Consider the following 13,713-nt stretch of genomic DNA (forward strand, 5'->3'; position numbering starts at 1 on the left):
CAGTCGCACTCGCGGGAGCGCATTTTGTAGCTTGCTTAAAGCTTTGTTTCTGTCTGTATCACTTGTTACTTTTTAAAATGAGAATTGCTGGCTCCCTTGCCAGTTCCTAGTATTTTCTGCTCAAAAATGCTATTATGGTCTATTATATGGGGAATTAGCTCAGTTGGTAGAGCGCTGCGATCGCACCGCAGAGGTCAGGGATTCGAGTTCCCTATTCTCCATTTTCCAGAGATATTAACCGCTTTTCAAGGTTCAAGAAAGATTATGAACCAGTGTCAACTTCCCAAAAAGGCGTTACTTTTATTTCTGGGGAGAATAGCAGAGGATTACTGACAGAAAAGCTAAAAGACTTCACTTGTGGCGGTAATTTTCCCTGAAAAAATGCCATTAATTCCTGATCATTTCTTGGTAGGTGACTAAGTATAACTCCATTAGCTGAATTGTCTTGAAGAAAGCGAAAATTGGCTTGAGTTCCATCGAGATAATTAACGTTAATTATCACGGGAGGGATTCTAAATATTTTTTTGATTATTTTACCCAACCAAGAATATTCAAATTTAACTTGAACACGAGTAATCCCACTATTACGAGTAGGTAATTCATAGACTTGATCCCAAGTAATATTAGTGGTCTCTCCTAGAGAAGTTGGACTGCAACGACTGACTTTTTGTTTTTCTAGAAGATAAAAGTTGGTTTTGATTGCGGGGACGCGGAAAGGCGAATTTACCGAGTCAAGTTGATAATTACAAACCACATAGGAAAAAGCTTTAGGTTCATCAAAAAAAGGATGTCTGCCATCAATAGCTTGAAAGTGATAAATCAGATAATCTCTGGGAGACTGAGATAAGCTTTGATAATTAATTTCATCCAGTTTTTCTGTATAAGCAGAATAGGATTGAATAATCGGCCGTGGTTTCCAATTAAGCTGATTGCCCGGAATCAGTGAAAATTCCCAGGGAATTATATCAACAGTTTTGCCTTGCACTTTTTCCAGCACAGAATCGGGTATTTTGGTAGCGGTAGCAATGACTTGTAGATTTTGAGTTGTACTTCTTTCACCTCGCATTTTTAATTCTGTGGGATTAAGGATAGAGGAAATGACAACCCCAATATTATTAACCACTCTATCGGGACTGAAATTACTCCACTTGCGAGCATTTTCCAGTATGGTTGAATTAGGACTAGAGGTGATAATAATACATCCCAAAAAAATTATTCCCCAAGCACAATAAGCAATTTTCTTAAACCGAGATTTTTTAATAATTGTTGTATAGAGAGAAGCTAAAAGAATAACCACAAGTGTAAAAACAACAACGTGAGCATCTTGCCTAACAAATCCATGCTTAAATGATAAAAATATAGGAAAAATATAGGCAATAGCTAGACTAATTTTTTGGTCTATAATTGCCAGAGACATTAAAAGCAAACTTAAGGCAAAGCAGAGCAAGGCAATGAGTAAATGCTGGTAATTTCCTACAATACTCATCCCACTGGAATAACCAGAAGAAATTTGCCAAGAATTGCTCAAATATCCCAGGAGAGAGGGAAAATTATTTAGATTAATTGTTTGGAGGAGAAGTAACCCATAAAGCCCATAAAATACCAACAGAGGTAAGAAGTTAGGTAAGTAGTTCTGATTAAATAGAAGATAGATGCTGCCTTTGATACCCCTTGCCTCCCTTAATAAGGGGGGTGCCGATAGGCGGGCAGCTCTGACGATAAACCAGAGAGTTAAAGCCACTCCTCCAGCAATGCAAAGATTAACTATAATGTGAATAAAGGCTCGGTTAGAGGAAGCTGGATAGAGAAAAATAAAGGCAATGGAAGGAATGGTTAAAGTTAAGTTGATACCAGCGAGAACATTTTTTATAACTATCGATGCTGACTTTTGAAAATATCCCCGAACAATATTAACAAATATGTAGATAAACAGGCTGCCTGCTAGATAAATTCCTAAAGTTAGTTTGGTGAGTATGGAGAACCCGGTGATGATCCCAATAGCTATAGCCAAATAATTGATGTACTTTTGAAAAAAGTTATCAAAAGACATGAGTATCAGGAGGATAAATATCATCTGATAATCAGCAGTAAAGCCGATACTGTTGTAGGGGTTTCCTACTAGGGTAGCAAAAATAATTGACAGCACAAAAACTATTTGATTGCTATAGTCCTTAATAAATAATAATCTGAGAATAACCACCGCTAATAGACAAAGGTGTATCAACCAGCGAAAATAGATAATTTGGGAAAAGTTGTGATTTAAAGATGTGCCATGAATCAGATAGCCTAGGGGTCCGTAGGTGAAGATAATATCTTTACCAAAAATTAACTGTTTATGAGCAGCATCACTAATAGCAAAAGCCCAAGAAGCATCTAAACCAATTTTTAACCAATCAATAATAGGCAAATTTGCCAGAAAAAAGTAGGCGGTAATGATAATTAGTATTCCCTTGACGACTACAGGTGATTTGATAGATTTTTTCTGCATAATTGTTCAGTTAAAAAATACGTTTTAATTCCTTTTCGTGATCATAAATCCAATCAAAAATATCTTGGATTAATTTTCTACCGTCTCGCTGGGGTTGCCATCCAGTCATAGAACTGATTTTGCGAGAATCAGTGATAAAAATTGGCATATCTCCGGTGCGATTTTCGGGAACTGCCTCAATCATTATACTATTGCCCGTGATTTCTTGACATAGTTTTGTAGTTTCATAAAGGGACAAGGAAAAATCTTGCCCACCCCCCACATTAAAAGTCTGCCCTTTGAATTGTGCTAAATTAGCAATCTGAATATCGATTAAATCGAGTAAATCAGCTACATGAAGAAAATCTCTAACCTGTTTCCCTGTACCCCCATAACCGATATATTTTAAGGACTTCTGAAAGTAATGATTAGCCACCCAAAGGGCAAAAACTCCCTGATCAACTTTTCCCATCTGCCAAGGACCAGTTAAAACTCCACAGCGATTAATTAAAGTTCTTAATCCGTAGGCATCCCCATATTCATTAATAATCAATTCCGATGCTAACTTAGTGGAACCGTAGAGAGAACGGGGTAAATCTAAGGGAAATTGTTCACTGATACCAAAAGCAGAAACTCCGGGTAAATCTTGCTGTTCAGATAACTGAAAACGAGTATCTATTTCTGTATAGTTTAATTGATTAAGATAGGCAATGGGATAAACTCTGCTGGTGGAGAGAAAAATAAAATCTGCTTGGGTTTGTCTAGCTAATTCTAAACAGTTAATCGTTCCAATTAAGTTGGTTTGCAAAACGTAGCCGGGGGAAGTATAACCAGCTAAAACGGAAGGTTCTGCCGAACATTCTAGGATTAAATCCACTGGTAAAGCGGATGCTTCTAAGTCTTCCGCATTTCTGACATCTCCATGAACAAACTCAATTCCCGCTTGTTTGAGACGGGGAATATTTAATTCAGAACCGCGACGTTTTAAGTTATCTAAAGCGATAATTTTCCAATCAGGATAACGTTGGGCTAATCCTAAACCTAAGGAACTGCCCACAAAACCCGCACCACCAGTAATTAACACTTGCCTAGCCATCAAAAATACTCCACTAGATAATAATTATCAAACAACTTGATTTTTTTTCTTTTTGCGCTTATAGTCGCCTCTAGAAAGGTGTTTTTCTAACCAAATAGAGAGAACTATAAATAAATAACGACTACCCATTTCCTTGATTTTTAACTTGGAACCCCCCGGAGTACGATCATGTTATCGGGAGAGTCAGAATTATCTGCCATTGCTACCCCAACCGCATCGCCGCTAAAATTTTCTAATCCACAGCGCACCGCCAAACCAAAACTATTGGGATAATAGCTATTGATGTAGTGAATCTGGGGATTTCCTTGGTCAATTTTTTGCAGAACTGCTTCGGTGTTATCTTGGCTATTGTGGCTCTTCGTTACTTGTTATGGTTCGATAGGGGGGCATAAATCGACTAAATCCTTATCTGGCAAGAGACTTAATTGATTAGTTCGCTCTAGCCTTTCTATATAAGGGTTCCATCCCTTATAACCCCCGTCCATTGCATAACACAAACCGAAGAGCCGCTATTGTCATTAACAACTAGGATTTCATAGTCAATTTTATCCTCTTCTAAACGTTCAGATATTATAGGAAATATCTTACACAATCTTGGCCAGATAAGCAAGACGGCTGGCCACTACTACCGAATCACTACCGGGATTAGCTATTAGTCCCTAACAGGACAGGGAATCGCATGATCGATTTAGGAAGACCTAGTATTTGGTGATCATTAACTAGAGGACGATCGCATAGTAGACCACAAAATGAGCAAAATTCTCAAACTCATAAATAGCAAGGATTACAGACAAAAGTAACATTTTATGAAGATATACTTGACAAAATCAACGCAGCCTTAAATTGTCGGGAATGAGTCAATCCCTAGAGCTTTTGCATAAGTCGAGACAAAATAAGATAAAATGGTTCGGCAGTTTAAGATTGAAAGATGACTGACGAACAAGTAAAAACTTTGTCGAGTGTATCCAGACACATTTAAGGATATGGTGACAGTCCTGGCAGGCGAGAATATCGCACCTATTCTTGATTTGCGTGGGATTTAACTTACACAGTGACAGATATTTTGAGAAAGATTTCTGTCATTCCCATTACTTGGCATAACTGGGCTACGGAAGTACCCAAACTAAAACCCAAAGAGATGGGAAGTAGACAAATATTTATCGTGCCTTATGCCTGGCTCGAAAAACATTTATCCAGAGGTGATTATCTTCACCAGAAGAATTGATCAGCAATTTGGAGTAAACCCTAGATAATTTAATTATGATATTCTTTCAACTTGTAGTTATCGCAGCAACCGCACTTGCTATCACTTTTTCCCTTGGCTATATAATCTTGCGTGCAGTTACTAACTTAACAGTCAAGGAATGTCTGGCACTTGCAGGGGCCTGTGGTATGGCTTTACAGGGAGCGATTGCCTTCATCGGCTTTCTACTCGGCTTTTCAGGACGTAATTTCTTTATCCTGACCACCGTGGCTCTATTTACCATAGCTATAGCCTTACTACTGCGGAAGCCAACGAAGACTGAGCCGACTGGGAATTATTCCTGGCTGTACCTGTTGATTGTGTTTTGGACAACTCTAGTTGGCATACAGTTGTTCGTCCTGATCTATAGTGGTGCTAACTGGTATGGCGACTGGTGGATGCACTACGATCTTGCCAAAGTCTACCTAGGACAACAGGCAACTGATACTATTTATTTTAACCGTTACATCGTCTCATCTCGCACGCCTTTGTTCAATCTTTTTTCGAGCTACTATCTTGGTCTTTTGGGAAATCAATTTAGTATCTATCAATTAAGCTCAATATTGCCTGAAGTTTTTTTATTAGCAATGATTCCGTTGCTATTGCGCCCCTACCAGGTAACAATAGCAGTTATCCTAGTGGCTTTCAATGGTCACATGAATAGCACCAGCATTTATCCTTGGCCGAAGATACTTGCTTCCTTATATGTAATTACCGCCATCTATTTTTATCTCGACCTGAGAAAGAATTCCAGGAGGACTTTGTTCTCTCAATCTGCTGTTGGTTGGGGCTTAAGTTCTGGATTAGCGATGCTCAGTCACCCATCAACCCTTTTTTATGTAGCCGCTATGGTTGCCGACAATATCTGGATAAACCGCCACAATTTTGTTAACGTATTACGGCAATTATTGGTTCCCCTATCGATAGCATTTGTGACGTTACTACCCTGGATCTTGTGGGGCATAAGCGAATATGGCTTGCCAGAATTCTTGCGAGCTTTATCTAACACCACAGGCAGCATGAGTACCATCGAAAGAGTGATGAATGCCATTGGCAATCTAACCAGTACACTTGTGCCTATTCCCCTAGGGAAGGCCTTGATTAGTTTCAATACAAATAACCCAATCATAGGACAGATTGGCAATCCATGGCTGAGGTTTTATTATAATGTTCTGCCCGGTGCCTTGAACATAACCATAACTTGCTTGCTCTTATTCGAAGGAGTTAGACGATATTTCCGGAAAAGTTCGTTGCAGTCTATATTGCCAAATTCACTCTTTTTGTCGGTAATCGTCTTTGGGTTTTTAGGTGGTTGCCTGCTGCAACAGGGCTTTAACACTGGCGGTCTAGTTGGTGAGAGCATGACTCCTATAGTCTTTCTTCTCTTGTTAGTTGCCAGTGAATACTTTTATGATCTAGGTGTTAAGTTTCGCCAACTTTTCTTGCTGATTCTTACAGGCGAGTTCTTGATTTCCCGTGGACTTCACTTAGTTTTTCTGGGAATAGGGCATCCCTTTATTTGGGATGACAATTTGAGTCTAAAAAACGATAAAAACCTTGTCTTTGCCAGAGACCTTATGGCAACTCCCTGGCCGGGTTTTCTGATTACTACATTGTCCTTTATACTATTATTAGTAATTGGATTGAAAGCCTGTTCAAGAGAACAACGCACTTCTAATTAGGTTAGTTAACAGGTGGGAGGACAAAATCTCATCAAATCTTTGAGCAAGCGATTCGGGATAGAGTTGAGCTAATCCCAAACCTAAAGAACTGCCCACAAAACCCGCACCATCAGTAATTAACACTTGCCTAGTCATCAAAAATACCCCTCTAGATAATAATTATCAACCGACTTGATTCTTTTTCTGTTTGCGCTTATAGTCGCCTCTAGAAAGGTGTTTTTCTAACCAGATAGAGAGAACTATAAATAAATAACGACTGCCCATTTCCTTGAGTTTTAACTTGGAAACCCCCGTAGTACGATTGCGCCAAGTGATGGGAATTGTCGTGTAGGAATATCCTCGCACGATTGCTTTTAAGGGCATCTCTACTGTTAAGTTAAAATGGTGAGATAGTAGAGGTGAGATTCCTTCGATAACCTCCTTACGATAGATTTTAAAGGCGTTAGTGGTATCATTAAATTTTAGCCCAAATAAAACTTGAATGAATAGATTAGCCAAACGATTAATGAATAACTTGTGACCGGGATAATCAATAACTTTTCCTCCTTTGATAAAACGAGAACCAAAAACGCAATCGTAGCCCTCTTGCAGTTTATAATAATAGTCCACCATGTTATCGGGAGAGTCGGAATTATCTGCCATTACTACTGCCACTGCATCACCGCTAAAATTTTCTAATCCACAGCGCACCGCAAAACCAAACCCGTTGGGATAATAGTTATTGACGTAGCGAATCCGAGGATTTTCTTGGTTGATTTTTTGCAGAACTGCTTCGGTGTTATCTTTGCTATTGTCATTAACAACTAGGATTTCATAATCAATTTTATCCTCTTCTAAACGTTCAGATATTAAGTGAGTGGTGCTTTCGATGCAATCTTCTTCGTTGTAAGCAGGAATAACTATTGATAGGGTTTTTACTGCATAGTTATCCCTTGATTGACGTGGGTGAGAGTAACCGTCCATCTCGAAAGCTGGTGCTAATCCTTCGGGATAGTACATTTCTGTCTCATTAGTCTTATTCTTGGGTTTAAAAATTAGGCTATCACTGGCAACATAATTAATACTAGCTCCCAGTAAAACCCCAATCATTGTGTTAACTCCGGGGCTAATTCCTAACCAGTTTAAGAAGGGAAATATCAATAAAACTCGCAGTAAAACTGCTAAACCTGCCGAGAGATGATAGAGAGGAAGTTGTATCAAAATCACATCTCTAATTGTCCAATCTCCTCCAGTCCACACCCAGATTCTATAGATAAAGAAACTAGCAATTAAAGATATTTCTATAGAGATAACGTTGGCGACATTTTTGAGCAATGGGGTATTAAATCCCAATTCATCAATAAACCAATAAATTAAGAACAAGTTGATTAGAAATGCGATTCCCCCAGCAATGAGAAATCGGAAAATTTTATTGTTGTAGATTTTAGTTAACATAATAGTATCTTAAAATATACTCTGGTTTAGTTTTTCTAGGTCAATAAGTAGGTGGGTGGAATTAAATATAATAAGATGAACGTAGGTTTGGGTGAAGCATGAAACCAAACGCCCGCATGGGTTACGAAGTGCGCTAACCCATCCTACAAATAATTGTGCCTCCCTACTTATTGCTATTAATAACATCATTAATCTCCTCTGGTTAGATAATTGACAGATTCCCTCAATTACTAGCAGTATATTTGGCTAAAAATCACTTTTGTAACGAGGGAAAACTAGCAGATAAAAATTGACCAGAATAGTTCTTGATTTACCCTAGTTCCAACGGCTAACGTTTTGACTAAAAATCTCTTTGAGAATATCTGTTACTGTGTAGGTTAACTGCCAATCAGGATAATGATTTTTAAACTTACTCACATCAGAAATCCACCAGATATGATCACCAATACGATTAGTCTCTACATACTGCCAGTTTAACTTTTTATCCGCAATCGCTTCACATTCTTGAATAGCTTCTAACATAGAACAATTGCTAAAGCGACTACCACCGATATTATAAACTTCTGCTACCCGCGGGGTCTGATAAAAATGATAGAAAGCATTGACGAGATCGTAACTATGAATATTATCGCGTACCTGCTTACCCTTATACCCATAAATACTGTATTCTTTGCCAATCATCGTACATTTCATTAAGTAGGATAAAAACCCGTGTAATTGGGTTCCCGAATGACTTGGACCGGTTAAACAACCACCACGAAAAGAGGCAGTTTTCATCTCAAAATAACGACCGTATTCCTGTACTAATACATCCGCCGCCACTTTCGAGGCACCAAACAAAGAATGTTTACAAGCATCAATACTCATCAACTCGTCAATACCTTGAGCAAAATAAGGATGATTTTCCGAGATTTCCCAACGTAATTCTTTTTCTACTAAAGGCAATTCATTCGGTCTATCCCCGTAAACTTTATTGGTGGAACAGAAAATAAATACTGCTTGGGGACAGTGTTGACGAGTATTTTCTAATAATACTAAAGTTCCGTTAGCATTGACACTAAAATCCATATAGGGATCTTTAGCTGCCCAATCGTGGGAAGGTTGCGCCGCCGTGTGGATAATTAAGGATATATCATGACTATAGGTTTTAAATATAGCTGCAATAGCTTCATGATCGCGAATATCTACAGCATGGTGAATGTATTTATCCCCGTAATCTTGGGATAATTTGGCTCGATTCCACTCCGTTGAAGCGTCTTCGCCAAAAAATACCTGACGCATATTATTATCGATACCGACGACAGTATAACCCCGATCACAAAAAAATCGTACTGATTCGGAACCGATTAAACCAGCAGAACCGGTTACTAGAACGATCGCCATAACTATATCCTGAATTTTTTGCCTAGTTGTTGAGAAATTTCCCCAGTTGAGAAAACTTTCTCCGACTCTACTAGATATGTTCCCTTTTGTCAATTAAATAGTAGGGGATTCCCTTAACTGCGGCAATTCCCTCAAAAATTATCGTCCTATCCACTAGGGGTGATTTAATGGCGTTTTCTTGCCAGTAATCCCTAATTAAGTCGCCATCTCCCCCTGTTAAAATTATCCCGCTCTCTGGATATAAATTTAACCATTCCTGACTGAATTTTTCTATTCCCGCCAAAATTGTATAAATTATCCCACTTCTTATCCCTTCTGCTGTTTCTTTTGCCCACATCTGAGGTAATCTTTCCGATAAGGACACCTCTGGCAAGGCTGCCGTCCGTTCCCTTAAACTGGCTAATTGCACCTTGAACCCGGGTAAAATTGCCCCTCCCACTAGCTTTTTATCCCTATCCACTCCCGTAAAAGTTAAAGCTGTTCCCGCATCGATTACTAAACAGGGAAATCCGTATTTTTTTCCCGCACCCAATACAGCTAAAGCTCGATCGATGCCGAATGTTGGATATAAATCCAGTAAAGGAATATCTTTTAAAGTAATTATCCGTAAATTGCCATAATTTACCCATAATTCTCTTTGGCTAGGAACCACGGAGGCGACAATCAATGCACATTCACATTTATTTGTCAAGAGTTTAGGGAAAATTTGTTGCAAAAATTCATTACTTAAGGGTTCCCTCAGGTGGGGAGTATCGAGACAAGCTAACAGGGTTTGACCGCGAAAATACCCCCAATGTAGCCGAGAATTGCCGATCATCAAACCTATCCAGTCAGTATCTTGCTCAGTCATTTAGTTAGGGTCTGCTGAAAAAGTTTTTCGGTGGGGGTTGGGGGTTGGGGGTTGGGGGTTGGGGGTTGGGGGTTGGGGTGTGGGGTGTGGGGTTTTACCCATTTTCAGGTGGTCAATTACCTAATTTTCGAGGGAAAAAAAGTCTAAAAGTCTTACCCAACAAGGTTTTTAGATTTATTCAGCAAACCCTAGTTAGTGGGAAGTATTTTCAGTGAACAGTAAACAGTAAACAGTAATCAGTGAAAAGACAGCACTGTTAATGCTATTTAATACATGAGGTTCGTTCTTGCATCTGAAATACTTGATTAGCAAGAATGAGCTTGTGCTTCACCTTTACGAGAAAGGCTGTCATACGGTTCACTAAAAACTCACATCTGATCACTGATTCAAGACTGACTGCCGTTGATCAAAGTAATTACCGTCACTTCGGGGGGACAAAAAAGACGACCAGGAAAATAGGTTCCTAAGCCTCGATTGACATATAATTGATTTTCCCCAACTCGGTGAAATCCCTCGGACCATTGCCAGTATCGGACTACTCTGCTAAACTGCCGTTGAAAGGGAACCCATTGACCATAGGGGTCGGGCAGCGATCGCCTAAGTTTCTCTAAAATTATCGGTAGGGAACCGATACCGGGGATAGTCACTTGACCTCCGTGGGTATGACCGGATAACTGCAAATCCACGCGCCAATCCCTTAAAAGCATTGCTGTATCGGGATTGTGGGAAAGGACGAGTCTGGGTATATCGGGAGAAATTTGCTCGAGGATTTGCGGTAAAAATTCCCCGGACCAATAATCGGCCAATCCGACAATGGGAAAATTTTCGCCGTAGGGTGTGGCGATTTCATTCCAGAGTACCCGAATTCCCACGCTAGTTAAGGCTGCTCTGACCGTTTCCCTTGCCTGCGGAGGATAACTGTCATGATTTCCTAAACAAGCATAAATACCCCCTTGACTTTTGAGAGCTTTTATGCTCTCGACTAGGGCAAAAATTGGCCTGGGACTATCGGTAATAAAATCCCCCGTCAGGAAGATGAGATCGGGTTTTTCCTGATTAGTAATGGTGATCGCTTCTTGCAGGACAGCTACAGGCAAATGCTGTTCATCGCAGTGCAGATCTGACCACTGCACCAACTTGATCCCTTGCAGAGCTGCCGGTAAGCTGGCAATTGCGATCGTTAATCTTTCTACCTGTAAGGATTCTAACCAAAAGGGTCGCATCGGTGAGCCATGGTCGGTGAGTAGTTACCAGTTTATCAATTATTTCCCGATGGGGATGCTTCCGCAAACATCCCCCTCTTAGCCATTAGCCTTGGAATTTATCGATAATTCTCTCCATAGCGGCCTCGACGTTGGCACGACTATTAAAAGCCGATAGCCGGAAATAACCCTCTCCGGCAGCCCCAAAGCCGGATCCAGGGGTTCCCACCACATTACAGGTGTGCAGTAGCTTATCGAAGAAATCCCAACTCGATAGACCCTGGGGCGTTTTTACCCAGACGTAGGGCGCATTTACACCGCCATGGACTTCTAAACCAGCAGCGGTTAATTTTTCTCGGATAATTGTTGCATTTTGTAAATAAAACTTGACAAGTTCTTGTACTTGTGCTTTTCCTTCCGGGCAATAAACCGCCTCGGCCCCCCGTTGGACAATGTAGGAAACGCCGTTAAATTTGGTCGATTGCCGACGATTCCACAGTTTCCAGAGTTGCACATCCGTCCCGTCGGCAGCTTTGGCCATGAGACTTTGGGGAACCACGGTTAAAGCGCAACGAGTCCCGGTAAAACCGGCATTTTTGGAAAAAGAGCGAAATTCGATCGCACATTGCCGCGCCCCCTCGATTTCGTAGATGGAATGGGGTAAACTGGCATCGGTGATAAAGGCCTCGTAGGCCGCATCAAAAAAGATAATCGATCCGTTTGCCCTAGCATAATTGACCCAAGCTGTCAAGTGTTCTTTGGTAGCCGTGGCCCCGGTGGGATTATTGGGAAAACAGAGATAGATTAAATCGACTTTTTCGGCTGGAATCTGGGCAGTAAAGTTATTTTCGGCGGTAATTGGCAGATAAATCAGTCCCTCGTATTCACCGCGGTCGTTGGCCTCTCCCGTGTGTCCAGCCATAACATTAGTATCAACGTAAACGGGATATACTGGGTCAGTTACGGCGATCGAGTTATTATCCCCAAAAATATCGAGAATATTGCCCGTATCGCACTTAGAACCGTCGGAAATAAAGATTTCATCGGCACTTATATCACAACCGCGAGCCTGAAAATCATTGACGGCGATTTTCTCCCTTAACCAAGCATAACCCTGTTCGGGCCCGTAACCTTTAAAGCTAGAGCGATCGCCCATTTCCTCCACCGCTTTAATTATTGCCTCCCGACAAGCTCGGGGCAAAGGTTCGGTGACATCCCCAATCCCCAGACGGATAATATTAGCATCGGGATGGGCTGCCGCAAAAGCTTGGACTCGTCGGGCAATTTCCGGAAAAAGATAACCCGCTTTTAGTTTTAAGTAATTACTGTTAATGGTTGCCATAATTCTTCTCGTTTCAGTCGCAACCTTTAATTTTATAATAGTCGGTCATCAGCCGTCAGTTTCGATCGCCCTCCTTCACGGACTAGGATTGGGTGTGGCCTGTTGTCTTTCGATATACAATCAGATAAAAACCTCTTAATAATTGACATTAGTATGGGTGAATCAAAACGTCGTCAATCGGCCTTGGGTGATAAATATGGACAGGAAGAAAATATCCTGCCTTGGCTACCGATTACCAAAAGTCAAGCGGCCCAAGCTTACAAGTTAACCACTAGGGGGGCCTGGATTGGTATAGGAGTTTTAGCCGGCGCTTGGGTAGTTATTCGCTTTGTCGGGCCGGCCTTCGGTTGGTGGAATGTCCAATGACTGGTTAAGGCTGCATCAGTTTGGGGGTTAGGGTTTTAGGGTGTTGGGGTTTTAGGGTTTTAGGGTGATAGGGTGTTAGTTGAAATTCCCCCACTTCCCCACTTCCCCACTTCCCCACTTCCCCACTTCCCCACTTCCCCACCTCCCCACTTCCACCAGAAAATTAATTTTATTGCTGTGCCAAGATCTGGTCATCGATCGCCCAGTCTATTTCTTGCCGATCTCGACCGGAAGGGAGATAATCGTTCTGGAAGGAGTCTGCTAAACCACTGACGAGATCATATTCGGGCTGCCAGTTTAACTCCCGGGTAGCCTTATTAATATCAGCGTAAAAATGTTGAACCCGCAGGGGGAAAGGTTTCTTTTTGCCGAAGTCAAATTTTTTGGGGTTATATTATCCCTCGATCGGTGCAGTTTGTGGCTTGTTAGTTGTGAAGAGAGGGATGAACCACAAAGGCACAAAGGACACAGAGAGTAACTAGCGATCGATTAATCAAACTTATCACACGAAGGACAAGAGAGCCGTCTGAATTGGCGAGGTTTAGTTGACACTCCCATCGCTAAAAGCGAGGGATTCTTGGTTCACTGAGTTTCCTTAATCTGACAGGACGTATCCAACCAAACCAGAGGGAATCTCTCCCCAAGCGT

The 13,713-nt window shown here is 41.0% G+C and carries 10 protein-coding genes, 1 tRNA gene and 2 pseudogenes; 3 read left to right on the forward strand and 10 right to left on the reverse strand.

Annotation, left to right across the window (positions count from 1 at the left end; translation table 11 throughout):
- Positions 1 to 148: 148 nt before the first annotated feature.
- Positions 149 to 221 (forward strand) — tRNA-Ala (locus BGL89_RS07955).
- A gap of 41 nt (positions 222 to 262) precedes the next feature.
- Here BGL89_RS07955 and BGL89_RS07960 read toward each other — a convergent pair.
- The 3 genes and pseudogenes from BGL89_RS07960 to BGL89_RS07970 form a co-directional block, all read right to left on the reverse strand.
- The gene (locus BGL89_RS07960; RefSeq protein WP_286825258.1) at positions 263 to 2,488 is read right to left on the reverse strand and encodes a hypothetical protein; all 2,226 of its coding nucleotides are present in this window, start codon (positions 2,486 to 2,488) and stop codon (positions 263 to 265) included.
- Positions 2,489 to 2,498: 10 nt separating this feature from the next.
- Positions 2,499 to 3,563: an NAD-dependent epimerase/dehydratase family protein gene (locus tag BGL89_RS07965; protein WP_286825259.1), complete on the reverse strand. Its 1,065-nt coding sequence runs from the start codon at positions 3,561 to 3,563 to the stop codon at positions 2,499 to 2,501.
- Between the two features lie 27 nt (positions 3,564 to 3,590).
- Positions 3,591 to 3,913: pseudogene (locus BGL89_RS07970) on the reverse strand (glycosyltransferase); the annotation flags it as partial.
- A gap of 910 nt (positions 3,914 to 4,823) precedes the next feature.
- On the opposite strand from BGL89_RS07970, the gene BGL89_RS07980 reads away from it, so the two are divergent.
- Positions 4,824 to 6,488: a hypothetical protein gene (locus BGL89_RS07980; RefSeq protein WP_286825260.1), complete on the forward strand. Its 1,665-nt coding sequence runs from the start codon at positions 4,824 to 4,826 to the stop codon at positions 6,486 to 6,488.
- Here BGL89_RS07980 and BGL89_RS07985 read toward each other — a convergent pair.
- The 6 genes from BGL89_RS07985 to BGL89_RS08010 all read right to left on the reverse strand — a co-directional run bounded on the left by BGL89_RS07985 (position 6,462) and on the right by BGL89_RS08010 (position 12,699).
- Complete coding sequence (locus tag BGL89_RS07985; protein ID WP_286825261.1) at positions 6,462 to 6,623, reverse strand: hypothetical protein; 162 nt, start codon at positions 6,621 to 6,623, stop codon at positions 6,462 to 6,464. The two genes, BGL89_RS07980 and BGL89_RS07985, sit on opposite strands and share 27 nt — an antisense overlap.
- Before the next feature lie 27 nt (positions 6,624 to 6,650).
- A complete protein-coding gene (locus BGL89_RS07990) occupies positions 6,651 to 7,922 on the reverse strand; it encodes a glycosyltransferase (RefSeq protein ID WP_286825262.1) in 1,272 nt (423 codons plus the stop codon).
- A 315-nt stretch (positions 7,923 to 8,237) separates the two neighbouring features.
- Positions 8,238 to 9,305, reverse strand: coding sequence for an NAD-dependent epimerase/dehydratase family protein (locus BGL89_RS07995; protein ID WP_286825263.1), 1,068 nt, complete (start codon positions 9,303 to 9,305; stop codon positions 8,238 to 8,240).
- 70 nt (positions 9,306 to 9,375) lie between these two features.
- Positions 9,376 to 10,155, reverse strand: a complete 780-nt coding sequence (locus BGL89_RS08000; protein ID WP_286825264.1) for a pantothenate kinase — start codon at positions 10,153 to 10,155, stop codon at positions 9,376 to 9,378.
- Between the two features lie 386 nt (positions 10,156 to 10,541).
- Positions 10,542 to 11,378, reverse strand: coding sequence for a metallophosphoesterase (locus BGL89_RS08005; RefSeq protein WP_286825265.1), 837 nt, complete (start codon positions 11,376 to 11,378; stop codon positions 10,542 to 10,544).
- Between the two features lie 85 nt (positions 11,379 to 11,463).
- Complete coding sequence (locus tag BGL89_RS08010) at positions 11,464 to 12,699, reverse strand: LL-diaminopimelate aminotransferase (protein WP_286825266.1); 1,236 nt, start codon at positions 12,697 to 12,699, stop codon at positions 11,464 to 11,466.
- Between the two features lie 153 nt (positions 12,700 to 12,852).
- On the opposite strand from BGL89_RS08010, the gene BGL89_RS08015 reads away from it, so the two are divergent.
- Positions 12,853 to 13,065 (forward strand): DUF2839 domain-containing protein, encoded by a 213-nt coding sequence (locus BGL89_RS08015; RefSeq protein WP_286825267.1) that lies wholly within the window; start codon positions 12,853 to 12,855, stop codon positions 13,063 to 13,065.
- Positions 13,066 to 13,234: 169 nt separating this feature from the next.
- Here BGL89_RS08015 and BGL89_RS08020 read toward each other — a convergent pair.
- A pseudogene (locus BGL89_RS08020) lies at positions 13,235 to 13,459 on the reverse strand (NAD-dependent epimerase/dehydratase family protein); the annotation flags it as partial.
- Positions 13,460 to 13,713: the final 254 nt, after the last annotated feature.

The sequence above is a fragment of the Microcystis sp. LSC13-02 genome, assembly GCA_002282935.1.
Classification (GTDB): Bacteria; Cyanobacteriota; Cyanobacteriia; order Cyanobacteriales; family Microcystaceae; genus Microcystis.

Bases quoted from the DNA above. Each gene is read 5' to 3' on its own strand.
- BGL89_RS07995 (WP_286825263.1), bottom strand. From the start codon at position 9,305: ATGGCGATCGTTCTAGTAACCGGTTCTGCTGGTTTAATCGGTTCCGAA.
- BGL89_RS07985 (WP_286825261.1), bottom strand. From the start codon at position 6,623: ATGACTAGGCAAGTGTTAATTACTGATGGTGCGGGTTTTGTGGGCAGT.
- BGL89_RS07960 (WP_286825258.1), bottom strand. From the start codon at position 2,488: ATGCAGAAAAAATCTATCAAATCACCTGTAGTCGTCAAGGGAATACTA.
- BGL89_RS08015 (WP_286825267.1), top strand. From the start codon at position 12,853: ATGGGTGAATCAAAACGTCGTCAATCGGCCTTGGGTGATAAATATGGA.
- BGL89_RS07980 (WP_286825260.1), top strand. From the start codon at position 4,824: ATGATATTCTTTCAACTTGTAGTTATCGCAGCAACCGCACTTGCTATC.
- BGL89_RS08010 (WP_286825266.1), bottom strand. From the start codon at position 12,699: ATGGCAACCATTAACAGTAATTACTTAAAACTAAAAGCGGGTTATCTT.
- BGL89_RS07990 (WP_286825262.1), bottom strand. From the start codon at position 7,922: ATGTTAACTAAAATCTACAACAATAAAATTTTCCGATTTCTCATTGCT.
- BGL89_RS08000 (WP_286825264.1), bottom strand. From the start codon at position 10,155: ATGACTGAGCAAGATACTGACTGGATAGGTTTGATGATCGGCAATTCT.
- BGL89_RS08005 (WP_286825265.1), bottom strand. From the start codon at position 11,378: ATGCGACCCTTTTGGTTAGAATCCTTACAGGTAGAAAGATTAACGATC.
- BGL89_RS07965 (WP_286825259.1), bottom strand. From the start codon at position 3,563: ATGGCTAGGCAAGTGTTAATTACTGGTGGTGCGGGTTTTGTGGGCAGT.